This is a genomic window from Stenotrophomonas sp. 93052_Sma, assembly GCF_056481145.1.
The window spans coordinates 4,817,330-4,843,755 of record NZ_CM151134.1 but is presented as its reverse complement, the minus strand read 5'-3'; the positions used below and the strand labels follow the sequence as shown (position 1 = coordinate 4,843,755).

23 protein-coding genes and 4 pseudogenes are annotated in these 26,426 nt (G+C 67.3%); 18 read left to right on the top strand and 9 right to left on the bottom strand.

Features of this window, described 5'->3' with window-relative positions; all coding sequences use genetic code 11:
- The first annotated feature begins 90 nt into the window (after positions 1-90).
- From cls to ACZK2V_RS22590, 4 genes and pseudogenes are all read left to right on the top strand, one after another.
- Positions 91-1,509, top strand: coding sequence for a cardiolipin synthase (gene cls / locus ACZK2V_RS22605; RefSeq protein ID WP_486323355.1), 1,419 nt, complete (start codon positions 91-93; stop codon positions 1,507-1,509).
- Between the two features lie 45 nt (positions 1,510-1,554).
- Complete coding sequence (locus ACZK2V_RS22600) at positions 1,555-2,976, top strand: FAD/NAD(P)-binding protein (protein ID WP_486322844.1); 1,422 nt, start codon at positions 1,555-1,557, stop codon at positions 2,974-2,976.
- Between the two features lie 9 nt (positions 2,977-2,985).
- Positions 2,986-5,172, top strand: a pseudogene (uvrD, locus tag ACZK2V_RS22595) (DNA helicase II).
- A 176-nt stretch (positions 5,173-5,348) separates the two neighbouring features.
- A complete protein-coding gene (locus ACZK2V_RS22590; protein ID WP_053498324.1) occupies positions 5,349-5,675 on the top strand; it encodes a low molecular weight protein tyrosine phosphatase family protein in 327 nt (108 codons plus the stop codon).
- 41 nt (positions 5,676-5,716) lie between these two features.
- Here ACZK2V_RS22590 and ACZK2V_RS22585 read toward each other — a convergent pair whose 3' ends face one another.
- Entirely contained in the window at positions 5,717-6,616 is a 900-nt protein-coding gene (locus ACZK2V_RS22585) for an IS110 family transposase (protein WP_486322843.1), read from the bottom strand.
- Between the two features lie 369 nt (positions 6,617-6,985).
- On the opposite strand from ACZK2V_RS22585, the gene ACZK2V_RS22580 reads away from it, so the two are divergent.
- Positions 6,986-7,540, top strand: coding sequence for a hypothetical protein (locus tag ACZK2V_RS22580; protein ID WP_279912258.1), 555 nt, complete (start codon positions 6,986-6,988; stop codon positions 7,538-7,540).
- Positions 7,541-7,588: 48 nt separating this feature from the next.
- Here the strand turns inward: ACZK2V_RS22580 and ACZK2V_RS22575 are convergent, their stop codons facing one another.
- Positions 7,589-7,735, bottom strand: coding sequence for a hypothetical protein (locus ACZK2V_RS22575; RefSeq protein ID WP_005411630.1), 147 nt, complete (start codon positions 7,733-7,735; stop codon positions 7,589-7,591).
- Between the two features lie 185 nt (positions 7,736-7,920).
- On the opposite strand from ACZK2V_RS22575, the gene ACZK2V_RS22570 reads away from it, so the two are divergent.
- On the top strand, positions 7,921-8,367 hold the full coding sequence (locus ACZK2V_RS22570; protein WP_005411629.1) for a universal stress protein: 447 nt from the start codon (positions 7,921-7,923) through the stop codon (positions 8,365-8,367).
- A 129-nt stretch (positions 8,368-8,496) separates the two neighbouring features.
- Here ACZK2V_RS22570 and ACZK2V_RS22565 read toward each other — a convergent pair whose 3' ends face one another.
- The gene (locus tag ACZK2V_RS22565) at positions 8,497-8,781 is read right to left on the bottom strand and encodes a DUF2782 domain-containing protein (RefSeq protein ID WP_005411628.1); all 285 of its coding nucleotides are present in this window, start codon (positions 8,779-8,781) and stop codon (positions 8,497-8,499) included.
- 98 nt (positions 8,782-8,879) lie between these two features.
- Between ACZK2V_RS22565 and polA the strand changes: the two genes are divergently transcribed.
- Together polA and ACZK2V_RS22555 are read left to right on the top strand one after the other, a co-directional pair.
- A complete protein-coding gene (gene polA, locus ACZK2V_RS22560; RefSeq protein ID WP_486322842.1) occupies positions 8,880-11,654 on the top strand; it encodes a DNA polymerase I in 2,775 nt (924 codons plus the stop codon).
- A 328-nt stretch (positions 11,655-11,982) separates the two neighbouring features.
- Positions 11,983-12,462, top strand: a complete 480-nt coding sequence (locus tag ACZK2V_RS22555; RefSeq protein WP_486322841.1) for a DUF421 domain-containing protein — start codon at positions 11,983-11,985, stop codon at positions 12,460-12,462.
- Between the two features lie 83 nt (positions 12,463-12,545).
- On the opposite strand, the gene hemF is transcribed toward ACZK2V_RS22555, so the two are convergent.
- The 6 genes and pseudogenes from hemF to ACZK2V_RS22525 form a co-directional block, all read right to left on the bottom strand.
- Positions 12,546-13,442, bottom strand: coding sequence for an oxygen-dependent coproporphyrinogen oxidase (gene hemF / locus ACZK2V_RS22550; RefSeq protein ID WP_486322840.1), 897 nt, complete (start codon positions 13,440-13,442; stop codon positions 12,546-12,548).
- A gap of 54 nt (positions 13,443-13,496) precedes the next feature.
- The gene (locus ACZK2V_RS22545; protein ID WP_071228605.1) at positions 13,497-15,107 is read right to left on the bottom strand and encodes a hypothetical protein; all 1,611 of its coding nucleotides are present in this window, start codon (positions 15,105-15,107) and stop codon (positions 13,497-13,499) included.
- A 37-nt stretch (positions 15,108-15,144) separates the two neighbouring features.
- Positions 15,145-16,137, bottom strand: coding sequence for a hypothetical protein (locus tag ACZK2V_RS22540; RefSeq protein WP_071228604.1), 993 nt, complete (start codon positions 16,135-16,137; stop codon positions 15,145-15,147).
- A gap of 35 nt (positions 16,138-16,172) precedes the next feature.
- Complete coding sequence (locus tag ACZK2V_RS22535; protein ID WP_071228603.1) at positions 16,173-16,733, bottom strand: hypothetical protein; 561 nt, start codon at positions 16,731-16,733, stop codon at positions 16,173-16,175.
- A gap of 30 nt (positions 16,734-16,763) precedes the next feature.
- Positions 16,764-17,181: pseudogene (locus tag ACZK2V_RS22530) on the bottom strand (NUDIX hydrolase).
- Complete coding sequence (locus ACZK2V_RS22525; protein ID WP_486322839.1) at positions 17,178-19,547, bottom strand: S9 family peptidase; 2,370 nt, start codon at positions 19,545-19,547, stop codon at positions 17,178-17,180. The pseudogene ACZK2V_RS22530 and the gene ACZK2V_RS22525 overlap by 4 nt, the downstream one beginning before the upstream one ends.
- Positions 19,548-19,696: 149 nt before the next feature.
- Here ACZK2V_RS22525 and ACZK2V_RS22520 point away from each other — a divergent pair, with 149 nt between their 5' ends.
- The 10 genes and pseudogenes from ACZK2V_RS22520 to ACZK2V_RS22475 all read left to right on the top strand — a co-directional run bounded on the left by ACZK2V_RS22520 (position 19,697) and on the right by ACZK2V_RS22475 (position 26,343).
- Positions 19,697-20,140 carry a hypothetical protein gene (locus tag ACZK2V_RS22520; protein ID WP_486322838.1) on the top strand — a complete coding sequence of 148 codons (444 nt, stop codon included), beginning with the start codon at positions 19,697-19,699 and terminating at the stop codon, positions 20,138-20,140.
- A 79-nt stretch (positions 20,141-20,219) separates the two neighbouring features.
- The gene (locus ACZK2V_RS22515) at positions 20,220-20,549 is read left to right on the top strand and encodes a hypothetical protein (protein ID WP_087924023.1); all 330 of its coding nucleotides are present in this window, start codon (positions 20,220-20,222) and stop codon (positions 20,547-20,549) included.
- A 37-nt stretch (positions 20,550-20,586) separates the two neighbouring features.
- Positions 20,587-21,238, top strand: a pseudogene (locus ACZK2V_RS22510) (RNA polymerase sigma factor).
- A pseudogene (locus ACZK2V_RS22505) lies at positions 21,235-21,448 on the top strand (hypothetical protein). Before ACZK2V_RS22510 ends, ACZK2V_RS22505 begins: the two co-directional pseudogenes overlap by 4 nt.
- A 212-nt stretch (positions 21,449-21,660) precedes the next feature.
- Positions 21,661-23,058, top strand: a complete 1,398-nt coding sequence (locus ACZK2V_RS22500) for a cytochrome ubiquinol oxidase subunit I (protein ID WP_049462287.1) — start codon at positions 21,661-21,663, stop codon at positions 23,056-23,058.
- Position 23,059: 1 nt separating this feature from the next.
- Complete coding sequence (gene cydB / locus ACZK2V_RS22495) at positions 23,060-24,073, top strand: cytochrome d ubiquinol oxidase subunit II (protein ID WP_005414876.1); 1,014 nt, start codon at positions 23,060-23,062, stop codon at positions 24,071-24,073.
- 217 nt (positions 24,074-24,290) lie between these two features.
- Positions 24,291-25,034, top strand: coding sequence for a beta-ketoacyl synthase chain length factor (locus ACZK2V_RS22490; RefSeq protein ID WP_486322837.1), 744 nt, complete (start codon positions 24,291-24,293; stop codon positions 25,032-25,034).
- Positions 25,027-25,824 (top strand): lysophospholipid acyltransferase family protein, encoded by a 798-nt coding sequence (locus tag ACZK2V_RS22485; RefSeq protein WP_486322836.1) that lies wholly within the window; start codon positions 25,027-25,029, stop codon positions 25,822-25,824. Before ACZK2V_RS22490 ends, ACZK2V_RS22485 begins: the two co-directional genes overlap by 8 nt.
- A complete protein-coding gene (locus ACZK2V_RS22480) occupies positions 25,811-26,068 on the top strand; it encodes a phosphopantetheine-binding protein (RefSeq protein WP_005411610.1) in 258 nt (85 codons plus the stop codon). Before ACZK2V_RS22485 ends, ACZK2V_RS22480 begins: the two co-directional genes overlap by 14 nt.
- Positions 26,069-26,085: 17 nt before the next feature.
- A complete protein-coding gene (locus ACZK2V_RS22475; RefSeq protein WP_006402206.1) occupies positions 26,086-26,343 on the top strand; it encodes an acyl carrier protein in 258 nt (85 codons plus the stop codon).
- Positions 26,344-26,426 lie beyond the last annotated feature (83 nt).

Below are 26,426 nucleotides of genomic sequence, written 5' to 3'. Positions count from 1 at the left end.
TTGGCACACGGCTTCAAAGCAGTCGAGCGTGGCTCGACTCTACACACCCCGCTGGGCAGAATGGCCCATCACCTCCCGACGGGCGACGCGATGCTGTTCGAGTGGTTGCTGGGTTCCTACCTGCTGCTGATCGACTGGCTGATCCGGCTGGTCGCGCTGTGCTGGATCCCCACCCGCACCACGCCGGGGGCGGCGCGCAGCTGGCTGCTGCTGGTCGGCTTCGTGCCGCTGCTGGGCCTGCCGCTGTACCTGCTGTTCGGCCACCCGTGGCTGTCGCGCGAGCGCATCCGCCGCCAGGCCGAGGCCTCGCAGGTCATCCGCGAGGAACAGGCGCTGCAGCATCGCCTGCGCTGGGCCCCGCAGCCGGACACCGCCAGCGCCGAGATCGTGCCGCTGGTGCAGCGCCAGGGCGACTTCATGCCGGTGCACGGCAACGCGGTGGACCTGCTGACCGACTACGACGAATCGCTGCACACGCTGATCGCCGACATCGACCAGGCCGAAGACCGCGTGCACCTGCTGTACTACCTGATGTTCGATGACGCGGTGGGGGAGGCGGTGGTCGAGGCGCTGCAGCGCGCAGCGGCGCGTGGCGTGCAGTGCCGGGTGCTGCTCGACGCGGTAGGTGCCAAGCGCGGCCTGCGCGCCTATCGCAAGCGCCTGGAAGCGCGCGACATCGAAGTGCGCGCGATGCTGCCCGGTGGCCTGCGCTGGCGCCGCAGCGGGCGCATGGACCTGCGCAACCACCGCAAGATCGCGGTGATCGACAACGAAGTGGCCTACGTCGGTTCGCAGAACCTGGCGGGCCCGCAGTTCGTGCCCGGCCACCCGAACCGCGAGCTGGTGGCGCGCGTGCGTGGCCCGGCGGTGGCGCATCTGGAAGCGGTGTTCGCCAGCGACTGGTACATGGAAACCGGCCAGCGCCTGGACGTGATCGCCGATGTACCCGAATGCAGCGACGACATCGCCACCCAGCTGCTGCCCAGCGGCCCGGCCTACCCGTACAGCAACGCACGCGACGCGGTGGCGGCGCTGATCCACCTCGCACGGCGGCGGCTGGTGATGGTCACCCCGTACTTCGTGCCCGACGAAGCCACGCTGAGCGCGCTGCGCATCGCGGCGCTGTCCGGCGTGGACGTGCAGCTGATCCTGTCGGCCAGCAACAACCAGCGGCTGACCTCGTGGGCGCAGGAGGCGTACTACGACGAGCTGCTGCGCTGTGGCGTGCGCATCGCCCTGTACGAACCGCAGTTCCTGCACGCCAAGCACATGAGCGTGGACGAGGACATCGCCGTGCTCGGCTCGATCAACATGGATATCCGCTCGTTCGCGCTGAATGCCGAAATCGGCCTGATCTGCTACGACCGCGCGCTGGTGAAGCAGTTGTGCGAGATCGAGGATGGTTATCTGCGTGAGTCGCGGCAGCTGGATCTGCAGCAGTGGCGCAGCCGCCCCACGTGGCGGCGCAGCCGCGAGGGCATCGCACGGCTGGCCGATGCGTTGATGTAAGGCAATGCCGGCCGCCCGCTTCGGCAATCCGGCCTGTCATCGCCGATGGCCTACAATCGGCACATGACTGATTCACCGCGTAATGGCGAACTGGACCTGGCAATCATCGGTGGTGGTGCGGCCGGGGTGCTGGTGGCAATCCAGGTATTGCGCCAGGCCCACACGCCGCTGGCGCTGGCCATTTTCGAACCCGCCTCGCAGCTGGCGCAGGGCATCGCCTATGCCACGCCGTGGCCGGAGCATCTGCTGAACGTGCCGGCGGCGAAGATGAGTGCGTTTGCCGACCAGCCCGGCGATTTCCTCGACTACCTGATGGCGGCCAATGCCTACCCGGGCGAGGCGCGCGAGGTGCTGGGCGAGCGTTACGTGTGCCGCCACTATTTCGCCGCCTACCTGCAGCAGCGCCTGCAGGACGCCGCCACAGCCAGCCCGGCGCAGCTGCAGGTGATCGCGCAGCCGGTACTGGGCCTGCAGCCGGATGACCACGGCTACCAGCTGACGCTCGGCGATGGCCACACGCTGCACGCCGCGCAGGCGGTGCTCGCCACCGGCAACAGCATGCGCCCGCTGCCGGTGGCCGGTGCCGATGCGCTGCCTGCCGACGATGTGATCGAGGCCTGGGACTACGACGGCGTACGCACCCTGGCCGGCGAACAGGCTGTAGCCATTGTCGGCTCCGGCCTGAGCATGGCCGACACCGTGCTGGCGCTGGTCGCCGCCGGCCACACCGGACCGCTGCACGTGATCTCGCGCCATGGCCTGCTGCCGTTGCCGCACGCGCATGGTGGCCTGCCCACGTTCGACCCGGCCACGCTGCTGCCGATGAACCTGCGCCAGCGCCTGCGCGCATTGCGTGGCTTCGCACGCCAGTCACAGGCCGACGGCCTGCCGTGGCAGGGCGTGATGGACCGCATCCGTCCGCACGGGCAGGCGCTGTGGTGCAGCCTCGAAGAGGCCGACCAGCGTCGCTTCCTGCGCCATGTGGTGCGCTATTGGGACGTGCATCGCCACCGCATCGCCGAAGAAGTGGATGCGCAGTTGCAGGCGCTGCAGGACAGCGGCCAGCTGCGTATCCACCGGTCCCGCCTGCAACGCGTCTGGCGCGACGGCGATTCACTGCAGCTGTCGGGCCGCGATGCCTCGGGCAATGAACAGCAGTGGATGATCGGCGGGGTGATCAACGCCACCGGCGTGGAGACCCGCGCCAGCGCACTGCGCAATCCGGTGCTGCAACAGCTGCAGGCCGATGGCATGGTGCGCCCCGGCCCACATGGGCTGGGCCTGGACAGCACGGTCCCGGGCGACCGCCTGCGTGCCGCCGGTGGCCAGCCGCAGGCACGGCTGGGCGTGCTCGGCAGCCTGCGCATCGGCAGCCTGTGGGAAAGCCTGGCGGTGCCTGAACTGCGTCAGCAGGCGCAGGCACTAGCAACCCAGGTGGTCGCAGGAGCCGCGACGGCGATGCCGTAAAATGGGGGCATGGATGTCTCCCACCTGCTTGATGGCCTGAACCCGGCCCAGCGCGAAGCCGTCTCCGCTCCCCCCGGCCACCACCTGGTGCTGGCCGGTGCCGGTTCCGGCAAGACCCGCGTACTCACCCACCGCATCGCCTGGCTGCATGAAGTCGATGGCGTGCCGACCCACGGCATTTTCGCGGTGACCTTCACCAACAAGGCGGCCGGCGAAATGCGCCACCGCATCGACGCACAGCTGCCCAATGGCAGCCGTGGCATGTGGATCGGCACCTTCCACGGCCTGGCCAACCGCCTGCTGCGCCTGCACTGGCAGGATGCGAAGCTGCCGGAAGGCTTCCAGGTGATGGATTCGGACGACCAGCTGCGGCTGGTCAAGCGCGTGGTGCAGGCGCTGGAACTGGACGACGGCAAGTACCCGGCCAAGCAGATCGCGTGGTGGATCAACGCGCAGAAGGACGAAGGCCGCCGCCCGCAGCACATCCAGCCCGAGCCGCATGATGCGTGGCTGGAAACCATGCGCCAGGCCTATATCGAGTACCAGGCACGCTGCGACCGCGCCGGCCTGGTCGACTTCGCCGAGCTGCTGCTGCGCGCGCACGAACTGCTGCGCGACAACCCGGCCCTGCTGGCGCACTACCGCGCCCGCTTCCGCGAGATCCTGGTGGACGAGTTCCAGGACACCAACGCCATCCAGTACGCCTTCGTGCGCGTGCTGGCCGGCGATTCCGGCCACGTGTTCGTGGTCGGCGACGATGACCAGGCCATCTACGGCTGGCGCGGTGCCAAGGTCGAGAACGTGCAGGGCTTCCTGCGCGACTTCCCGGGTGCGCAGACCATCCGCCTGGAACAGAACTACCGCTCCACCGCCAACATCCTCGGCGCCGCCAATGCGGTGATCGCGCACAACCCCGACCGCATCGGCAAGCAGCTGTGGACCGACAGTGGCGACGGTGAGCCGATCGACCTGTACGCCGCCTACAACGAGATGGACGAGGCACGCTACATCGTCGAGCGCGCGCCAGTGGGTGCGTGACGGTGGAAGCTATACCGAAGTGGCCGTGCTCTACCGCAGCAATGCGCAGTCGCGCGCTGGAAGAAGCGCTGCTGAGCGAACAGGTGCCGTACCGCGTGTACGGCGGCATGCGCTTCTTCGAGCGTGCCGAAATCAAGGACGCGCTGGCCTACCTGCGCCTGCTGTCCAACCGCAACGACGACGCGGCGTTCGAGCGCGCGGTCAATACGCCGACGCGTGGCATCGGCGACCGCACGCTGGACGAAGTGCGCCGCGAGGCGCGCGCGCAGGGTATTTCGCTGTGGGAAGCGACCATGCTGGTCACCCAGGGCAGCGCGCTGGCCGCGCGTGCGCGCAATGCGCTGGCCGGCTTCCTGGTGCTGGTCAACGAGCTGCAGGCGCAGACCGTGCACATGACCCTGGCCGAGCGCGTGGACCACGTGCTGGCCCGCTCGCAGCTGCGCGAGCACTGGAGCAAGGAAAGCCGCAACGCGCTGGACTCGGAATCGCGCACCGACAACCTCGACGAACTGGTCTCGGTGGCCTCGCGCTTCGTGCGCCGCGCCGACGACATCGAGGAAGTGGGCGAGAACATGGACGAGCTGGTCGCGTTCCTGGCCTATGCCGCGCTGGAGGCTGGCGAGGGCCAGGCGCAGGCGGGCGAGGACGGCGTGCAGCTGATGACCCTGCACTCGGCCAAAGGCCTGGAGTTTCCGCTGGTGTTCCTGGCCGGCCTGGAAGAAGGCCTGTTCCCCAGCGCACGTTCGCTGGAGGAAAGCGGGCGGCTGGAAGAAGAGCGCCGCCTGGCCTACGTCGGCATCACCCGCGCGCCAGAAACTGGTGCTGAGCTACGCCGAATCGCGCCGCATCCACGGCCAGGACAACTACAGCCTGCCGTCGCGCTTCCTGCGCGAGATTCCCCGCGAGCTGCTGCACGAAGTGCGGCCGAAGGTGCAGGTCTCGCGGCCGGCCTCGATGGGCGCCAGCCGGGTGATGGGCCATGCCTCGATCGAGGCGCCGCCGCTGAAGCTCGGCGCGCTGGTCACCCATCCCAAGTTCGGCGAAGGCATGGTGACCGACTACGAAGGCAACGGCGCCCACGCCCGCGTGCAGGTCGAGTTCGCCGATGCCGGCAGCAAGTGGCTGGTGATGGCGTATGCCAACCTGACGGTGATCTGATCACTGTCGGGGGGCGGGAATTCCTGTAGAGCCGAAGGTAGCGGCAGGAGCCGCTGCCAACGTCGCTTGCGACGGCCCGAAGGGTGCCGGTCAGGACGACCGGCATAGCCATGCTCGGCTGCTTGCAGCGGGAAAAGTCAGTCGAGCACGGCTCGACTCTACAAAAGCGAGTATCCATGACCCGCAACGTGCTCTTCCTCTGCAGCCAGAACCGCCTGCGCAGCCCCACCGCCGAGCAGGTATTTGCCGATTGGCCGGGCATCGAGACCGCCTCAGCCGGGTTGCTGGCCGACGCCGAGGAAGTACTCAGCCCCGAGTTGCTGCAGTGGGCCGACCTGGTGTTCGTGATGGAGAAGGCGCACCGCAACCGTCTGTCCAGCCGTTACAAGGCATGGCTGAACGGCAAGCGGGTGATCTGTCTGGATATCCCCGACGACTACGACTACATGGACCCGGTGCTGGTGGAGTTGCTGAAGCGCAAGGTGGCGCCGTTTCTGCGCTGATCGCATCGAACCCCCGTAGAGTCGAGATCCTATGTTCGTGGTCAAGCCTGGAAGCAGGCTTGACCCACCTTCAGCATGGCCGGATCGAAGTCCCGGCCGCTTTTGAAGACACCCCAGGCGATCCTGGCCAGCTTTCTGGCCAGGATGTTGAAGACGGCGGTGCTGGGGTGACCGCGTTTTGACAGCTCGTCGTAGAGCGGTTGCCCCTGGCGACACCGCTTGAGTCCCATTGCGGCCATGTAGAGCATCTGGCGCAGCACTGGCGCGCCCTGTTTGGACAGCCGACGCCGTCCCGTTCTGCCGCCAGACTCGTTGGGCCGGGGATCCAGGCCCGTGCAGGCGATCCACGCGTTGGCGTTGGCCAACGGCCAGCGCGTCATGTAGTAAACAGGTGAGCGGCGACGGCAGGGCCGATACCAGGGATGGTCAACAGGCGCTTGTAGAGCGCGCCATGCTCTCCATCGCGACCCAAGCGCTGCAGTTCGCTTTCCAGCTCGGACAGCGTCCCAGCCAGAGCGCAGAACAGATCTGACAGCTCCCCGGGGGCACTTTTGCTTACCCCGAAGGATTGCTCCAGGCGCGCGTGTCTTTACCAGCGTCTGCCGCTTGCGCAGCAAAGCGTGCATCTGCTGCTGCTCATCGGTACGCGGTACGTATTCACGCAGGCGATCGTTCTCCTTCTTCACGTACCGGGCGATCGCTTCGGCGTCCATGGCGTCCGTCTTGCCACGCGAGCCCGTCGCCCGGCCGTAGTGCTTGATCAGACGTGGATTGATCACATAGACAACGTGGCCTGCCTGGCCAGCCATCCGAGCCAACAACTCGTAGTACCGCCCCGTCGCCTCCATGCCAATCCGGCATCGCTGGGGCAAGGTGTTGAGCCACTGGGCTATGCCGGCCCGGGTGTTGGCGATCCTGTCGCCGGCCTTGCGGTCGGCCACTGCCGGTACGAACTCCTTGGAGTCCACGTCCACGCCAATATCGAGAGAATCAGACATTTGTACGGCTCCCAGCTATCTTTAAGGGGCTGGGGTGGTACCGCACCGACGTTAGCTTGCCTACATCGACGATCCCCTTTGGGGGCCGTACGATCCTTTATCGACGTTCGTGTGCGGGATGGGGATCGCTCGACTCGTCTGTCGGCTAGTATCCGCAGATGCATGCTTGACGGTCCCTCCACCCTGGCTCCTACATACCTCGTAGGAGCCGGGAGGAACATACAAGCTTGCTCGACTGCCTTGTGCCGCGCTAGAAGCAGTCGAGCAAGCTCGACTCTACAATGGGGCCTGACATCTTCCAGGAACGCCCCGATGACCGAACCCACGCTGCACGTCACCGTGAAGTTGAACGCCAAGCTGCAGCCCGAGCATCGCCACGAACTGTTCGAGGATCCGCTCGATGCGCTGCTGCAGGCGGCCCAGGTGGGCGAGCTGACTGGTGGTGGCACCGCGATGTCCGACCTGGGTGAGGTCGAGTACGGCGATATCGAAGTAGCGCTGATCGATGCGGCCGGCGTGCCGAAGCTGATCGATCTGCTGGAGCAGCTGGGTGCGCCGAAGGGTTCGCAGCTGCAGGGCGCAGGCCAGGCTGACCGCAGCTTCGGCGTGACCGAAGGCCTGGGCATCTACCTGGATGGCCTGAACCTGCCGGACGAGGTCTACGAACAGTGCGATTCCAACCACGTATTCGAGCAGCTGTCGGAGAACATCGACGGCCTGGGCGAGATCTGCAGCTGGTGGCAGGGCCCGACCGAGACCGCGCTGTACATGTACGGCGAATCGTTCGAAGCGATGCGTGATGCGATTGCCGGATTCGTGGCCAGCTACCCGCTGTGCCAGAACGCACGCGTGGTGCAGATCGCCTGAAGGTGGGGGCGCTGTAGAGTCGAGCAAGCTCGACTCTACGGCAGCAGGTTATCGGCCGGCTGACTGCCGGGCGTTGTCGCGCAGCGCCATGTCCTTGCCGATCTGGTAGCCGCCGAACAGCACCGCCAAGGCGATGATCGCGGCGACCATGATGGACTTCTGGGAACTCCAGACGGGCGGCTTGTTGTCCTGCATGTCGGTCGTCCTTGGGTGCGGCAGTGCGCCGCCCGCCGAGCATGCGCCGCCCGACCGGTGCGTGCAAGCGGGCGGTGCGCACACGCCAATGCGCGGCGCCGGATTGATTCTGCTCAAGGCGCGCCCTGCACATCCGGTGTGCAATGGTGTTGTTCCCATCTGGCAGACCGCCACGGAGCCCCACCATGTACAAGCGCATCCTGATTGCCACCGACGGATCCGAGCTGGCCGACAAGGGCCTGGCCAAGGGTCTGGAGCTGGCCAAGGACCTCAACGCCGAGGTCGATATCGTGACCGTTTCCGAGCCGTGGGCCGTCGGCATGTACGATGCCATGGGCTGGAGCGTGGGCTACATGAACAGCCCTGAATACAAGGCCGACCGCGAGGAAGGCGCGCAGAAGGTGCTGCAGCCGGCGCTGGCCAAGGCGGCCGAGCAGGGCATTACCGCCAACCCGGTGCACGTGCTGGACCGCTACGCCGCCGACGGCATCATCGAGACGGCGGGCGAGCGCAACAGCGACCTGATCGTGATGACCTCGCATGGCCGCCGTGGCGTGACCCGCGTGCTGCTGGGCAGCCAGACTGCCGAGGTGCTGGCACGCAGCACACTGCCGGTGCTGGTCATCCGCTGATACAAGCGTTCCCGGGACCCGACGCCGGCCGCAGGATGCGCGCCGGCGTCATCTTTTGTAGGGGCCGGCAGGGGCCCATCCACGCATGGCGTGGATCTACTGAAGCGCAGGGATCCGACCCCGGTCACATCACCAGCTGTACAGCTTCCAGTACACCGGCGACACGCCGTCCTTGTCGTTGTCGAAACGGCCATCGCCGTTCTTGTCGTACATATAGAACGGGGCACCGCGCGACGGGGTCACCTTGACCATGCGCAGCTGGCCGGACACGCGGTATTCCTCGATGACATCGCCGTTGTCCATGGTGCGCTTGGACACATCCGCGCCCTTGACGTCCACCGGGGGAGCGCCCGCGCCACCCATGCTGGCGCAGCCAGCGAGCAGGAGCAGGGAAGCCAGCATCAGGGTCTTCATCGGCGGGGGCCTTTGCCTGGAAAGAGCCTTGATTATGCCCCATCGCCGCGGCTGTGCCGTGTCGTCGCAGTGCAGGCACGGGCGCGTAGAATCGACCCATGAGCAGATTAGTCCTGATCGACGGGTCCAGTTACCTGTACCGCGCGTTCCACGCGCTGCCGCCCCTGTCCAATGCACAGGGCGAACCCACCGGCGCGCTGTTCGGCGTGGTCAACATGCTGCGCTCGACGCTGAAGGAGCGCCCGGCCTACGTGGCGTTCGTGGTCGATGCGCCCGGCAAGACCTTCCGCGACGACCTGTACGAGCAGTACAAGGCCAACCGCCCGCCGATGCCCGATGAGCTGCGCAGCCAGGTCGAACCGATGTGCCGCATCGTCGAGGCGCTGGGCATCAGCATCCTGCGCATTCCCGGCGTGGAGGCCGACGATGTGATCGGCACGCTGGCGCTGCAGGGCCTGGCGCAGGACCTGAAGGTGACCATTTCCACCGGCGACAAGGACTTCGCCCAGCTGGTGCGCCCGGGCATTGAACTGGTCAACACCATGACCGGCAGCCGCATGGATTCGGATGCGGCGGTGATGGACAAGTTCGGCGTGCGCGCCGACCAGATCATCGACCTGCTGGCGCTGATGGGCGACACCGTCGACAACGTGCCGGGCGTGGAGAAATGCGGGCCGAAGACCGCCGCCAAGTGGCTGGCCGAGTACCAGCACCTGGATGGGGTGATGGCGGCCGCGCCGACCATGAAGGGCAAGATCGGCGAAAACCTGCGCGCCGCGCTGGAGCGCCTGCCGCTGAACCGCGAGCTGGTGACCATCCGCACCGACGTGGAGCTGGACGCCAGCCCGACCACGCTGGCCCTGCGCGAGCAGGACGTGCCGGCGCTGACCGAGCTGTATGCGCGCTATGGCTTCACCCAGGCGCTGAAGGAGCTGGGTGCACCGCTGCCGGCGCCGACGGCCGCCAGCGAAGCAACGCCGAGCCTGCGTGGCACCGCCGCTGGCTTCGCCCGGGGCAGCGCCGAGGCACCGGCAGCGGGCACGCTGGATCCGGCCCTGGCCGCGCCGGGTGAATACGAGACCGTGCTGACCGCCGAGCAGCTGCAGGCCTGGGTCGAGCGCCTGCAGCAGGCGGACCTGATCAGTTTCGATACCGAAACCGATGCACTGGACGCGATGCGTGCACGCCTGGTGGGCATCAGCCTGGCGGTCGAGCCGGGCAAGGCCGCCTATATTCCGGTCGGCCACGATTACCCGGGCGCGCCGGCGCAGCTGCCGATGCAGCAGGTGCTGGACGCACTGCGCCCGGTGCTGCAGGACCCGGCGAAGAAGAAGCTGGGCCAGCATGGCAAGTACGACCTGCATGTGCTGCGCCGCCACGGCGTGGAGGTGCAGGGCTACCACGACGACACCATGCTCGAGAGCTTCGTGCTCAATTCCACCGCCACCCGCCACGACATGGATTCGCTGGCCCTGCGTTACCTGGGCTACAACACCATCAAGTTCGAGGATGTGGCCGGCAAGGGCGCCAAGCAGATTCCGTTCTCGCAGGTGGGCATCGACGAAGCCAGCCGCTATGCGGCCGAGGACGCCGACATCACCCTGCGCCTGCACCGCGCGCTGCAGCCGCAGCTGCTGGCCGAACCGGCGCTGGACAGCGTGTACCGCGACATCGAGATGCCGCTGGTGCCGGTGCTGACGAGCATCGAAGCCAACGGCGTGCGGATCGACACCGACGAACTGCGCCGGCAGAGCCAGGACCTGTCCTCGCGCATGCTGGCCGCGCAGCAGAAGGCCACCGAGCTGGCCGGCCGCAGCTTCAACCTGGATTCGCCCAAGCAGCTGCAGGCGGTGCTGTTCGATGAGCTGAAGCTGCCGGCGGTGGTGAAGACCCCGAAGGGCCAGCCCAGCACCAATGAAGAGGCGCTGGAGGCGATCGCCGACCAGCACGAGCTGCCGCGAGTGATCCTGGACTACCGGGGCCTGGCCAAGCTGCGCAGCACCTACACCGACAAGCTGCCGGAGATGGTCAACCCGGACACCGGCCGAGTGCATACCAGCTACCACCAGTCCGGTGCCGCCACCGGCCGCCTGTCCTCGTCGGACCCGAACCTGCAGAACATCCCGATCCGCACCGAGGATGGCCGCCGCATCCGCCGCGCGTTCATCGCCCCGGAGGGCTTCCAGCTGCTGGCGGCCGACTATTCGCAGATCGAGCTGCGGATCATGGCCCACCTGTCCGAGGACCCGGGCCTGGTGCGTGCCTTCGAGCAGGGCGCCGACGTGCACCGCGCCACCGCCGCCGAGGTGTTCGGGCGCACGCTGGAGGAAGTGACCCCGAACGAGCGCCGCGCGGCCAAGGCGATCAACTTCGGCCTGATGTACGGCATGAGCGCCTTCGGCCTGGCGCGCAACCTGGGCATCGACCGTGGCCAGGCGCAGGACTACGTGGCGCTGTACTTCAGCCGCTACCCGGGCGTGCGTGATTTCATGGAGCGGATGCGCCAGCAGGCCCGCGACCAGGGCTATGTGGAAACCCTGTTCGGCCGCCGCCTGTACCTGAACGACATTCATGCACGTAACCAGGGCCTGCGCGCCGGTGCCGAGCGCGCCGCGATCAACGCGCCGATGCAGGGCACCGCCGCAGACATCATCAAGCGCGCGATGGTGGACGTGGACCAGTGGCTGCGTGACAGCGGTGCACCGGCACGGATGATCCTGCAGGTGCACGATGAACTGGTGTTCGAAACCGAAAGCAGTTTCGTCGAGGAGTTGCGTTTGCAGGTGGTCGAGCGCATGTCGCAAGCGGCCAAACTGCGGGTGCCGCTGGTGGTCGATACCGGCATCGGCAACAACTGGGACGAAGCACACTGAGGGTGTTTCAGGCCGAAAACGACGTGAATTCGTTCATTCGTCAGAGGTTTCTGACTCAATCATGAATGTTGCCCTGATGGAGGTTCATTAAATTGGGCCCCTTCACGAACCGTTAGTGTTCGGAGTGCTTCTATAACTCTCGACAGGCGCAACGCCTGTTGTGGATCTCTCCCATCCCCTGGAGCAGATCTCGGAACGGGGACTCCTCCCCAAGTGCCCGTTCCCCGGCCCCGTTGACCTCCCCCTGGTCAGCGGGGCTTTTTATTTGTGCCGTTGCCAGACGCCATGGCCTGCGCCACGCTGGGCCACCGCTCCGCAGGGGAAGACAATGCCCGACCTGTTCGCTCTGGCCATGCCGTGGTGGGAGTTCATCCTGCGCGCGGTGGTGGTGTATGTCGTGGTGCTGGGCATGGTCCGGCTCGGTGGCAAGCGGGCTCTGGGACAGATCACGGCCTTCGACGTGCTGCTGATCGTGTTGCTGGGCAACGCGGTACAAAACGCGCTGCTTGGCACGGACACCTCGCTGGGCGGAGGCCTGCTGCTGGCGGCCACCCTGATCGTGCTGAATTACGGGGTGGGCTGGCTGACCACCCGGAATCGCCGCATGGAGCGGATGATCGAAGGAGAGCCCACCGTGATCGCGCGTGATGGCCGGCTGCTGGAGGGTGTTCTCCGCCGCGAACTGATCAGCCCGGCCGATTTCGACGCCGCGCTGCGCCAGCAGGGCGGGCTGAGGATCGAAGACGTGCAGGTCGCGCTGCTGGAGACGACCGGGCACATCACGATCATCGCGCGGAAGCACAGCTGATCTTGTAGCGCCGGGCCCAGGCTCGGCCGCCCTTCACCGCCTACGCGTGCCCACCAGGCCCTTGCCCAGCGCGACGACATCCATCAGAGCCAGTCGCGCGGCACCAGGTAATCGGCCAGGCGTGCCTCGGCGCTACCCGCTTCCGGGGTGAAGCCGTACTCCCAGCGCACCCGGGGCGGCAGGCTCATCAGGATGCTCTCGCTGCGGCCACCGCTCTGCAGCCCGAACAGGGTGCCGCGGTCGTAGACCAGGTTGAACTCCACGTAGCGGCCGCGGCGGTACAGCTGGAACTCGCGTTCGCGTTCGCCATGGGGTGTGTCCTTGCGCTGCTGCACGATCGGCAGGTAGGCGTCGAGGAAGCCATCGCCGACCGCGCGCAGATAATCGAAATCGCGCTCGAAGTCGCCGTGCAGGTCGTCGAAGAACAGGCCACCGACGCCGCGCGTTTCGTTGCGGTGGCGCAGGAAGAAGTACTCATCACACCAGCGCTTGTGCGCGGCATAGCGTTCCTCGCCGAACGGCGCGCACAGGTCATGGGCCACCTGGTGCCAGTGCTGCACGTCCTCGTCGAAGGGATAGAACGGGGTCAGGTCGAAGCCACCGCCGAACCAGCTGGCCACCACTTCACCGTCGCGCTGCGCCTGGAAGAAGCGCACGTTGGCATGGGTGGTCGGCACGTACGGGTTGAGCGGGTGGAACACCAGCGACACGCCGGTAGCACGCCAGGAGGCGCCCGCCAGTTCCGGGCGGTTGGCCGAGGCCGACGGCGGCAGGCGGCTGCCAGCCACGTCGGAGAAGCCGATGCCGGCCTGCTCGAACACCGCACCGTCGCGCAGCACGCGGGTACGCCCGCCACCGCCCTCCGCACGCTGCCACAGGTCTTCCTGGAAGCGGGCCTGGCCATCGGCGGCCTCGATCGCCGCACAGATGCGGTCCTGCAGGTCGGTGAGGTAGGCGCGCACGCGCTCGAATTCGTTCATGGCGCGTACTTTACCGCAGGGCCCGCCCGAAGCTGCGGACAGGCCCTGGCCGGCTCAGCGCTTGCGGTTGGAGTTGCGCGGCGGGATGCCCCCTTCCGCCGCATCTTCCATGGCCTTCTGCAGGGCGCGGCCCAGTTCCAGTGCTCTCCAGTTGCCGGTTTCCAGCACGTCGCAGGCGACGTGGTGGCCACTGCCATCGGCGTTGCAGAGCTGTTCCAGCGTGGCACGGGCATCCACCTCGGGGCTTTCTCCGTGGGCGGTGACCAGATTCTCGCAGCCCTCGCGCACGCCCGCGCGGCACACGGTGGTGAAGTGGGCAGCCGCCTGCGGCCACTGCTCGGACAACGCGAGGCGGTTTCCGAGCACATGGCAGCCCTGCAGACTGCCCTGTGCGCAGCACGCATTGGCACCTCCATCGGCCAGTGCCTGCGGGCAGTCCTCCGGTAGCGGCAGCACCGTGTACTGCTTCGGCGCGCTGCAGTTGGAAGGGCCTTCGTCGGTGGCGGTGAACACCTTGTAGCGGGTCCAGTTGTCCAGGCCCAGGAGCTTGCCACCCGGCAACGGGCGCAGCACGAAGTCGCCGCCCTTGTCGTGACGAATGCGGATGTCGCCGTCTTCGATCCGCGCACGCAGCTGGCTGTTCCCGCCGTTGCCGACCAGGCCTGCATCGCCGAACGTCAACGTATTCATGAAGCTGCCATCGGAATGGAAGCTGCCGCACGGCAGCACCGTTGCCGGTTGTGGCCTCAACGCTGGGCCCACTGCCTGCAAGCCGGGCAGGCGGGCGCAGTCGCCGCCTTCACCGCCCGTTGCGCAGGACAGGGCCAGTGCCCGCACTGCTTGCAGGTGGTCGCCCGAGTCCCAGGCCAGTTCAGCCACGCGCTTGCAGAAGCGGTCAGAGGGCATCTGCTGGCAAAATTGCAGCAACTGCATGCGCCGTCCGGATGGAACCACTACGGGTGCGTATGTGGATGCCAGCGAGCTCATCGTCTCAAGCATCGCCGCACCCATCACGGCCCTGATGACCTTTTCCTGCAGCGCTTTATCGGCTTCCAGTGCAGCCATACAGGCGGGCGTCCCGTTGTTGAAGCCATCCTCGCGGCACGGGGCGGGCAGCTCGATGCCGGCCAGCGCCCTATCGACGACTGCTTTCTGTTCGGATGCCCGGGTCTCGGCCGGCGCCCTTGCGTCGTCATGCCAACGATCGGCCAACTCAAGACACAGGCCGGGCACACCCTCGCGACACGCTGCTTCCAGTGCGGCCGGCGTCGCCTCGTGACGATTGTCCAGGCAGGCCGCCGCATCGGCTAGGCAGCTTCCCTCCGTCGGCGCGGCTGCAGCTGCGCACACTGCCGGTACCTGCAATCTAAAGATCGTGTCACTCATCTCGACAGTGCGGCCGCGATCGCGTATCCGCAATTCGCGAACCGCACCGTATTCCAGATTCACCAGCTGCAGCTTCCCATCGATCTGCTGAAAAACGACTGGAGATGGTGCGCTGCCGAAGAACGCTTGCTCGCCGCGGTTGGCTGATTGGACGCGCAGCGTGCCGCTGCCTTCTTCGGCCTTGAACAGGCCGCACTGCGGTGATTGCGCGGCGGCCATCGGCGCAGCCAGCAGCAATGCCCAGGTCAGCCAGTGGCGGCACGGTGCGGGTGAAAGCATGTCGTCTCCTTGACGATCGAACGAAAAACGCAAAGTGCTACGGCGAACCACGGCCCTCGCGCGGGGACGTGCATTGTGCCGTGCCCGGCACGCGCTGGTAACGCTGGTAGCCGGTGCGGGCATCCATGCCGAGCAGATCGCCATTGCCAAGCTGACGCAGCACAAGGGTTTCGCCGTCCTGCTGCAGTTGCACGGCGCCGTCACGCAGGTGGGCACGGGTGCCGTCGCCGATCTCGAGCGTGCTGTTCACGTCAGCGCGGTAGCGACCGCACGGTACGTGCTGGAGTGGAACCAGGCGCAGGTCAGCGCCAAGGCCACGCAGCGGCGCGATGCGCTCACAGGCGCTGACGCGGCCGCCTTCGCAGACCACCTGCAGGGCCTGCACCGCCAACGCCGGGTCCAGCGCAATCAACTGCTGCTCGGCAACCTGGGTGCAGAAGCGGCCGCCGCGCTGCTGCAGGCAGAGCTTCTGGAGCCACGCGCGTGCTGTGGTGGGCAGAGCGGCAGCGTCATCCGCTGCAGCACGCTGCAGGCCTTCGTCCACCTGCCCGGTCGCGTCGCGCGCACCTTCGCGCGTCCGCTGCAGCAGCGCCGAGCAGGCCGCCCCCACGCCTTCATCGCAGGCGCGTTGCAGCTGCGCCAAGGGCGCGCCAGGCAAGCGTGCGAAGCAGTCGCTGCCCGCCGCCTGGCAACTGCCGTGCGCAGGCGTTGGCGATGCCGCGCAGGCCTGCGCAGTGTGCAATGTGTAGCTCACCACCCCGTCGTCTACGGTGCGTCCGTCGTCGCTGACGTGCAGGGGTTGCGCCACGCCGTCATCAAGCAGCAGCAGGCGTGGCTGTGTCGGGCCGCGGTCGATGCGCAGAGGCGCGCGTTCCTGACCATCGAGAGCGCGATAACCGGTAGTCGATGATTCGAACACCAGCGCCATGCCGCCATCGGTGCTGCGATACTCGCCACATCGCAACGCGTCGGCGAACGCAGGCAGCGCGGCGAACAGCAGCAGTGCGGGGAGCAGGGTCAGCAAGCGCATGCGACGGCCCTTGTCGCGCGGGAAAGGGGTATGGCTCAGTGGAAGCGCGCGCGCACGTCGGGGCGCAGCAGTCGCCAGGCCAGCCAGCCCTGCAGGCCGAGAAGCACGAACGACATGCCGACCACGGTCAGCGTGATCAGCCAGCGTTTCAGCTGCAGCTCCTGCAGCAGGGCCGGGTCATCGGCCAGCAGCGGAATGAAGTCGCCCATGAACAGGTCCAGCCACCAGGCGGCTGCGAAGTTGGTCAGGGCACTCAGCAGCAGCAGTACCACGAAGCTCCACAGGCCCCAGCGACGTTCACGCAGCAGGCCCCAGCTGGACACGGTCGAGGCCAGGCACAACAGCGCGACGACCATTGACGCGGCCACCGGGTGCGCCAGCAGCCAGACCAGGCTGTGCAGCTGCTGTTGCTGCACTTCGCTTTCCACCAGGTGCCACAGCGTGAGGTTCTGCAGCGGCCACAGCACCAGTCCCTGCAGCACGAAGTAGATCGTCAGCAGCAGTGACAGCCAGAACGAAGCCTGTGCGACCGGGCGCACCCAGGCGTGATAGGCCGGGGAAAGCGGCGAGGGGATCGACGGGATCGACATTGACATCCGATGTCCTTGCAGTCGGCGCCCGCCTGCTCAGCGGGCCGTCACCCGGGTGGCGACCGCCGGCAGGATATGGTGTTCGCTCAAGGGTGCCAAGGGCAGGCCATGCGGTGGCTGCAGCGGCACCCAGGCCAGTTCGGCAATTTCGGCGCGCCTGCGGCGCACCGTCCACCTGCACCCACCACGCCTGTGCCTGCACGCGGTGGCCGGGCTCGTTCACAGCCCAGTCCTCGAACGTGCCCAGCGCGATGGCGGCATCGGCGCGCAGCTGCACGCCCAGTTCCTCGTCCAGCTCGCGGGCCAGCGCCTGCAGGGGCGCCTCGCCGGGTTCGGGCTTGCCACCGGGCTGGATGAAGCGGCGCGCACCCTGCTTGCGCACCACCAGCGCCCGGCCGCGGTCATCCAGGATGACCGCAGCCACGATCCGGATCGTGGCTGCGGCATTGCTCACTTCAGGTTCTGCTCGAACAGCTTGAGGATGCGCTTGTACTGGTCCAGCCAGGAATCGGCACGCACATAGCCGTGGCGTTCCAGCGGGTACGGGGCGATCGACCAGTTGTCCTTGTGCAGTTCGATCAGGCGCTGGGTGAGGTGCACCGAGTCCTGGAAGAACACGTTGTCATCCATCATGCCGTGGGCGATCAGCAGGTTGTCCTGCAGGTTCTGTGCGTACTCGATCGGCGAGGACACGCGGTACGCCTCCGGGTCGATGTCCGGGGTGTTGAGGATGTTGCTGGTGTAGCCGTGGTTGTAGTTGTGCCAGTCCACCACCGGGCGCAGCGCGGCGCCGGCCTTGAAGGTGCCCGGCGCACGGAACAGCGCCATGAAGGTCATGAAGCCGCCATAGGAACCGCCGTAGATGCCGGCGTGGTCGCGGTCACCCTGCTGGGTGTCGACCAGCCAGTCCAGGCCGTCCCTGTAGTCTTCCAGTTCCGGGTGGCCCATGTTGCGGTAGATCGCCGTGCGCCAGTCGCGGCCGTAGCCCTCGCTGCCGCGGTAGTCCATGTCCAGCACGATGTAGCCCTTCTGCACCAGCAGGTTGTGGAACATCTGCTCGCGGAAATAGGCCGGGTAGCGCTGGTGCACGTTCTGCAGGTAGCCGGCGCCGTGCACGAACATCACGATCGGGTACTTGCGGCCCGGTTCCTTGTTCTCCGGTTCGTAGTACTTGGCCCAGACCACGCCGGCACCATGCTTGGACGGCACTGCCACCAGCTTCGGCTGGATCCACTGGCGTGCCTTGTAGTCGGCGGTGCGGGTGTCGGTCAGCACGCGGGCCTGGCCACCGGTGCTCGGCAGCACGGCCAGCTGCGGCGGCAGGTAGGCGCCGGAGTAGCGCACCAGCAGCTGCTGGCCGTCCGGCGACAGCGAGAAGTCTTCCACGCCGTTGAGGCTGGTCAGCTCGCGCACCTGGCGGTTGCCGGTGTCGACCGCGCAGACTTCGTAGTCATGCGGCGCCTGCTGGTTGCACAGGAAGTAGAAGCCCTTGCCATCGGCCGACGGCACCGGCGCCGAGGTTTCCCACTTGCCGCTGGTCAGCGCCTGCGGCTTGGCAGTGCCGGCCTGGGTGTACAGGTGCGAGAAACCCGACTCCTCGGACAGCAGCCACAGCGTGCGGCCATCGGCCATCCAGCCGAAATCGTTGAAGCCCCAGTTGATCCAGGCGTTGTCGGTCAGGCGGTGGCGGTTCTGCACGCGGCCGTCGGCGGCGTTGACGCTGATGATCCAGCGGTCCTTGTTGTCGTTGGCACGCAGCATCACCGCGGCCTGCTGGCCGTCGGCGCTCCAGCGGATGCCGCCGCCCATGAAGTCGCTCATCACCTGCACGCTGCGCTCGCCCTTCAGCGCATCCTTGCCGGCCTTGCGGCGCAGCTCGGCCAGCGGGTCGGTGCTGATGCCCGGCAAGTCGGACAGCGAGATCTTCTCGGCCTTGCCGGTGCGCACGTCCACATACCACAGGGTGTGCGGTTCGAAGCCGTTGCGGCCGACGCGGGTGCGGGTGTCCTCGGTCTCCTCGTAACCCGATTCGGTCACGTACAGCGGCATCTTGCTGGTGCGGCCGTCGTCGAAGTCCTTCGGCTTGGTCACCACGATCAGGTGGGTCAGGTCGGGCGACAGCACGCTGTCACCGATCTCGACGTCGGCGCCCAGGTACACCGGACCCGGCGCGCGGGTCGGGTCGGCCTGGCGCCAGCGCTGGTCCTGGTCCTTCAGTGCCTCGCGCTGGTCGCGGTCGCGGCGCAGGGTTTCCAGCGTGCGCAGCTGCTGGTCGCGCAGCACGTCGGCCTTCGGCGGCGTGCGCGGGTCCTTGTCGGCCTTCAGGCTGGCCACCTGCTGCACGCCGCTGGCGGCGGTCCAGTGGAACCAGTTCTGGCCGACGCGCCAGATCACGCCGTTGTCGGCGGCGAAGTTCACGTTGCCCGCGCGCTCGTTGCTGCGGGTCAACTGGGTCAGCGCGCCGCTGCGCAGGTCACGCACGAACACGTCGCCATTGCGGACGAAGGCGCTGCGGCTGCGGCTGCGGTCGTAGACCGGCTCGGCCACGTCGAGGGTGCCGCGCTGGTCATCGGCCACCTGTGCGGCCACGCCACCGGCCACCGGCTGGCGGAAAGTATCGCGCACCGGGCTGCCGTTGCGCTTGAGCTGGTATTCCACCTGCTGGCTGTTCCACGACCACCAGGCCTTCTCGACCGGCGGACCGATCCAGTCCGGGTCGGCCATGGCCTGTTCGATGGTGATCGGCGTCGGCGCGGCATGCGCAGCCGGTGCGGCCAGCACGGCCGACAGCAGGAGGGACAGGGGCAGCACTCGGGACATGGGCGGACGGCACCAGAAGAGGAAACCGGGCAAGCGTAGCAGCCGCAAGGACCCGGGGCAGGGGCCACAGGTCATGCGACCCGCATGGGCAAAGGCGCGGCGGGGCCCTGTGTGGCGCATGATGGGCACCCGCCCCGGAAGGAACCGACGTGTACAGCTACGACTACGCCATCTCCCTGGGCGTCAGGCACTCCTCCGCAGTCAGCGCTGACATCGCCGCCCGGCTCGGCATGGAGCGCGGGTTCTTCCGCGATGTGGGGACCGATCTGCGTGGCGCCGATGGCAGGCTGATCCGCGTGCATGCACACACCTGGGTGCTCTTCGAGCTGGCCGAGGGCAAGGACGGCTGGCTGATGGATGCCTGGCCACAGCTGGTCGACATGCTGCAGGCGCGGGTGGCTGTGATCCAGGCATTGAGCCAGGAAGGCGCCGACGTCGGCCTGCGCATCGGCGTATTCGGCAAGCGCGCCTGGGCCGGGTTTGTACTGGACGACGCGCTGGTGCGACTGATGGCCGATCTCCGCCTGGGTTTCCATCTGGAAACCTATTTTCCGGATCCGCCGGTCGACTCCGAGAGCGACGACGAGGCCTGAAATCTCCACTGCAACCGGTAGCCGGCCCTGCGCATCCATTCTCCTGAACCCGCATCATCCACCGAACAGGAGCTCGACCATGCAGGAACTGATCCCGATCACCCTCTTCATCTGCATCGCCTACGCGATCCATGCCATTGCCGATGCGCGGGCTCGCAGCAAGCTGGTGGCCCCGCACGTGCCGGAGGAAGTGATCCGCTCGCTGGCGGTGCTGGAAGAAGAGCGTCGCCGCCAGGGCGCGCTGCGCTGGGGCATCAGCCTGGTCTGCCTGGCCCTGGCCATGGCCCTGCTGGAAGCCATCGGTGCCCGTGACCTGACCTTCGGCGCCGCCGCCGCGCTGGTCGGCAGTGCTGGCCTGGGCCAGCTGCTGGCCTGGCACTTCACCCGTCCTGCCGCACGCAAGAGCTGAGCCGGAACATGCCACGGGCACAGGGGGCGCCGCGCGCATGAGCCTGCTCGGCGAAGCGCTGTCGGCACTGCGGGGCCGTCGCCGCCACGATGCAGCAGCGGCGGCACCGCCCGCCGAGCCGCTGGACGCGGACCAGGCCCTGGTGCGGGCCATCATCGACGGTTCGCAGGCGGCGTTTTCGCAGCTGGTGGAGACCCATCAACGCACCTGCGCGCATGTGATCGGACGCATGGTCGGCGACCGCGACCAGGTCGCCGACCTGCTGCAGGAAACGTTCCTGGCCGTGTTCCGCCAGCTGCACCGGTTCCGCTTCGAATCCTCGCTGCGCACCTGGGTTTCGCGGGTGGCCTACACCACCGCGCTGCAGCACCTGCGCCGGCGGCGGCTGGAGGCGCAATGGATGGTGGCGGTGGAGGTGCCGGAGGAACTGGGGATCGGCGATGAAGGCCCGGGCCCGGCCGAGTTGAGCGAGGCCCTGCAGGCCGGGCGCCAGCTCGGCGCGGCGCTGGAACGACTGAGCGCACCGCAGCGCCTGATCGTCGGCCTGCATTACCTGGAGGATTTCGATCTGGCCGAGATCGAACAGGTGACCGGGCTGGCACGCGGTACCATCAAGAGCCACCTGCACCGCGCGCCAGGTCCTGAAGCAGGAACTGACGCGGCATGCCACCGCCGGAGAGCTGCTGTGAACCCACCGACCGACCCTCGCGATGCGGAAAAGCGCGCTGGCACAGGCGCTGCGTGAACAGGCACGGCGGGAAGACACGCCGGATGTAAGCGAGGCGCTGCAGAAGCGCATTACCACTGAGTCGCGCGACGGTGGCGTGGGCTATGTGGTGGTGCAGGTGCTGTTGTTTGGCGCCCTGCTGGCTGCGGCGGCCTGGTATTTCTGGCACTGAGGCACCCGCCGGGCAAGGGCCGCTCCAATCGCGGTGGGTAGATGCCGACCTGGGTCGGCGCTTGGGCGTGTGTGCCAACCAAGGTTGGCAGCTACCAGAACGGTTGATCCCTGCGACAAAGTGAAGCAGCGCGTCACCCGGTCGCATCCCACCTTAACGAAATCCTCCTAAAGTGGTCCGGTATCCCACCGGTCACAGGCAGGAGGCGTCCCTTGGACGCGTTGTTGTTGTCCCGGATCCAGTTCGGATTCGTCATCAGTTTCCACGTGCTGTTCCCCGCCTTCACCATCGGTACGGCCAGCTGGCTGGCCTTCATCGAATGGCGGTGGCTGCGCACGAAGTTGCCCGTGTGGCGCGAGCTGTATTTCTTCTGGCAGAAGATCTTCGCCGTGTCGTTCGGCATGGGCGTGGTCAGCGGCATCGTCATGGCCTTCCAGTTCGGCACCAACTGGCCGCGGCTGAGCGAGGTGGCCGGCACGGTCATCGGACCGCTGCTGACCTACGAGGTGCTGACCGCGTTCTTCCTGGAAGCCAGCTTCCTCGGCGTGATGATGTTCGGCTGGGGCCGGGTCTCGCCGCGCCTGCATTTCTTCTCCACCTGCATGGTGGCGCTGGGCACGCTGTTCTCCACGTTCTGGATCCTGTCGTCCAACAGCTGGCTGCATACCCCGGCCGGCTACGAGATGGTCAACGGCATCGTGCATCCGGTGGACTGGTGGCAGGTGGTGTTCAACCCCTCGTTCCCGTACCGCCTGGCCCACATGGCGCTGGGCTCGTTCATCACTACCTGTTTCGTGATCGGTGGCGTCGGCGCGTGGTACCTGCGCAAGGGCACACATGTCGAGGCCGGCCGGCGCATGCTGATCGCGGCGGTGGCGTTCGCGGCGCTGACGGTGCCGGTACAGATCTTCGTCGGCGACATGCATGGCCTGAACACGCTCAAGCATCAGCCGATGAAGATCGCGGCGATGGAAGCGCACTGGCATGAAACCCAGGAAGGCGAGGGCGTACCGCTGGTGGTGTTCGCGCTGCCGAACGAGAAGGAAGAGCGCAACGACTTCGAAGTCGCCATCCCGAAGCTGGGCAGCGTGATCCTCACCCACAGCCTGGACGGCACCTTCGATCCGCTCACCTCGGTGCCGGCCAGCGAGCGGCCGCCGGTGACGCCGGTGTTCTTCGCCTTCCGCATCATGGTCGGGCTGGGCACGCTGATGCTGCTGCTGGCCTGGGTGTCGGCTTTCCAGCTGTGGCGCAGGAAGCTGCTGGATTCGCCGTGGCTGCTGCGCGGCTGGAACTGGATGCTACCCAGCGGTTTCATCGCACTGCTGTCGGGTTGGTTCGTCACCGAGATGGGGCGCCAGCCGTGGGTGGTATATGGCGTGCTGCGCACCGCTGATGCGGTCGGCCCGCAGAGTGCGTGGATGACGGCGTTGTCGCTGGGTGTCTATGTGGTTGGCTATGCCTTCGTGTTCGGCTGGGGCATCTGGTACCTGGTGAAGATCCTGCGCCACGGGCCGCAGCCGTATGCCGAGGGGCCGTCGCTGGACCATGGCAGCCATACCCCGGCACGTCCGTTGTCGGCCGCCGATGAACCGCTGGAGGAGCGCTGACATGGACCTGATGACCTGGCTGCCGGTGGCGTGGTTCGCGGTGATCGGCTTCGGCGTGCTGATGTACGTGGTGCTGGACGGCTTCGTGCTCGGCATCGGCATCCTTGCCCCGTTCGCCGAGGACGAGGAACAACTGGACCTGATGATGAACACCGCCGCGCCGATCTGGGACGGCAACGAGACCTGGCTGGTGCTCGGTGGCGCTGGCCTGCTGGCGGCCTTCCCCAAGGCCTATGCGGTGCTGCTGTCGGCGCTGTACCTGCCGGTGCTGCTGCTGGTGGTGGCGCTGGTGTTCCGCGGCGTGGCCTTCGAGTTCCGCTTCAAGGCGCATCGATCGCGCCGGTTGTGGAGCGTGGCGTTCGGCCTCGGTTCGCTGCTGGCCACGTTTGCCCAGGGCGTGATCCTCGGCACCCTGGTGCAGGGCATCCCGCTGGTGGACGGTGTCTATCAGGGCGGGCCGTTTGCCTGGTTCAGCCCGTTCGCGATGCTGACCGGTGCCGCACTGGTGGCCGGCTATGCGCTGCTGGGCAGCACCTGGCTGATCCTGAAGACCGAAGGCCGCGTGCAGGCGCTGGCGCGGCAGATGACCCGGCCACTGGTGGTGGCGGTGATCGCGGCGATGGGCCTGGTCAGCAGTTGGCTGCCGTTCCTCGATTCGCGCCTGATGGCGCGCTGGTTCAGCGACGGCAACTTCTGGTGGCTGTCGCCGGTGCCGCTGCTGACCCTGGCGGTAGCCGCCGCGCTGTGGCGCAGTGCCACCCACCCGCGCCGCGACCTGCCGCCGTTCCTGCTCAGCCTGGCCCTGTTCGTGCTCGGCTTCCTCGGCCTGGTGCTGGGCATGTGGCCTTATCTGCTGCCACCGTCGATGACCTTGTGGCAGGCCGCCGCGCCGGCGTCGTCACTGGGCTTCACGCTGGTCGGGCTGGTCATATTGCTGCCGGTCATCCTCGGCTATACGGCGTGGTCCTACCGGGTATTCCGCGGCAAGGTGCACGCCGACACCGGTTACCACTGATCGATTGAAGACGGGGCCTGCCGGTGCCGGGCCCCGTGTTGGGGAATGTGAAACCTGCACACCCTGCGCGGGACGTGCTAGCGTGCGCTCCTTTCCGGCGGCCAGGGGGGCAGCCGGCGACGTCCTGGACGGACGCACGGCTGCAGGAACGGGGGGCCGCCGCGCGTCGCCGTAATGGCTCGTGCCTATCGTTCTCCCGTTGAAGCACCATCGCTAAATGATCGAATTCTCCATCGTCGACTGGGCTGCCTGGGCGCCCGGCCTGAGTGAGCGTAGCCAGTGGCTGGGCTGGGCCGATGCGCCGTACCTGCCGCACGGCGCGGACACGCCGGCGCTGGCCGAGGTGCCGGCGATGCAGCGCCGCCGCATCGAGCGGCTGGGCCGGATGGCGATCCAGGCCGCGTGCTGGTGCGAGGACGGGCAGGGCGCCGACAGTGACGTGCCGCTGGTGTTCGCCAGCCGCCACGGCGACGTGGCCCGTTCGATGGACCTTCTGGGCGCTCTGGCCGGCGACCAGCCGTTGTCGCCGACCGGATTCGGCCTGTCCGTGCACAACGCGATTGCCGCGCTGTATTCCATCGCCCGCGGCCACCGCGGCAACTACTTGGCGCTGGCGGGGGGCCAGGCCACGGTGGAGACGGCCTGCCTGGAGGCCGTCGGCCTGCTGGCCGACGGTGCCCGCGAGGTGCGGGTGGTGGTCTATGAGTCGCCACTTCCGGAAATTTACGCGACGTTCGCCGACGAACCCGACCCGTTCTTTGCCTGGTGCTGGCGCCTGACCGCCCCGACAGAGGGCCGACCGACGCTGTCGCTGCAGTGGCAGCCGGCCGACGCCCAGGCCAGCACTGCGCCCGGCCTGCTGCCGCATGCGCTGGACCTGCACCGGTTCCTGTTGTCCGGCGCGCCGGCGCTGGAACACGTGGCCCACGGCCAGCGCTGGCGCTGGAGCCGCCGTGGCTGAGCTGCTGCGCCGCCTCGACCATGCCTGGCGGGTGTTTGGCACCGGCCTGAGCTTTGTCGCATTTGGCCTGGGCGGCCTGTTGCTCGGCGTTATGGTGATGCCGGTACTGCTGCTGATGCGTGACCCGGTGGCACGCCGCCGCCGCGCCCGGCGCGTGGTCCAGGTCGCGTTCGCCAGCCACCTGCGGCTGATGCGCGGGCTGGGGGTGATGACGTACGAGATCGAGGGCGGTGAACGCCTGCAGCGCGACGGCCTGCTGGTACTGGCCAATCACCCGACCCTGATCGACGTGGTCTGCCTGATCTCGCTGCTGCCCAACGCCGACTGCGTGGTCAAGCGGGCCGTGGCCTGCAACCCGTTCATGCGCGGTCCGGTACGGGCCGCCGGCTACATCTCCAATGACGATGGCGCCGGCCTGGTCGATGACTGCGTGGCCGCGGTGCATGCCGGCGGCACCCTGGTGATCTTCCCGGAGGGCACCCGCAGCGTGCCCGGGCAGCCGCCGCGGCTGCAGCGTGGGGCCGCCAACATCGCCGTACGGGGCCGCCTGGACGTCACCCCGGTGCGGATCACCTGCAGCCCGCCAACGCTGACCAAGGGGCAGAAGTGGTATCGTGTCCCCTCACGTCGCTTTCACGTTCGGCTGCAGATCGGCGAAGATATCCCGATCGCGCCATTTCTGGCCGAAGACGACTCGCCAAGGGGGGATGCCTTGGCAGCCCGTCGCGTCACCGAGCACCTTTCTCGTTATTTCGACCTGTCTGGAGATCCGAACCGTGCAAGCACTTGAGCACGAGATCAAGGAATTGATCATTTCCTCCCTTTCGCTGGAGGACATCACGCCGGAGGACATCGATCCGACCGCCCCACTGTTCGTCGAGGGCCTCGGCCTGGATTCGATCGACGCGCTGGAGCTGGGCCTGGCGCTGCAGAAGAAGTACGGTGTGAGCCTCTCGGCCGATTCGGAAGAAACCCGTCGCCATTTCTCCAGCGTGCGCGCGCTCGGCGAGTTCGTCGCCGCCCGCCAGTCGTAACGGTGCCAGGACCTGCCATGACCAAGAATGAACTGTTCGAACGCATCGTCAGCATCCTGACCGACAGCTTCGAGATCGAAACCGCCCGGATCACCCCCGAGGCCCGCCTGTACGACGACCTGGACATCGACAGCATCGACGCGGTCGACCTGATCGTTCAGCTGAAGCCGCTGCTCGGCCGCAACCTGCAGCCGGAAGCGTTCAAGGCCGTGCGTACCGTGCAGGACATCGTCGATGTGGTGCACAGGCTGCTGCCGGACCAGGCAGCCGCCTGACCGCAGCGCCGGCGGCTCCACCATGGCACGCGCACGCACGGTCGTGGTGGCTGCGATCTCGCTGGCCTACCCGGTGCTGGTGT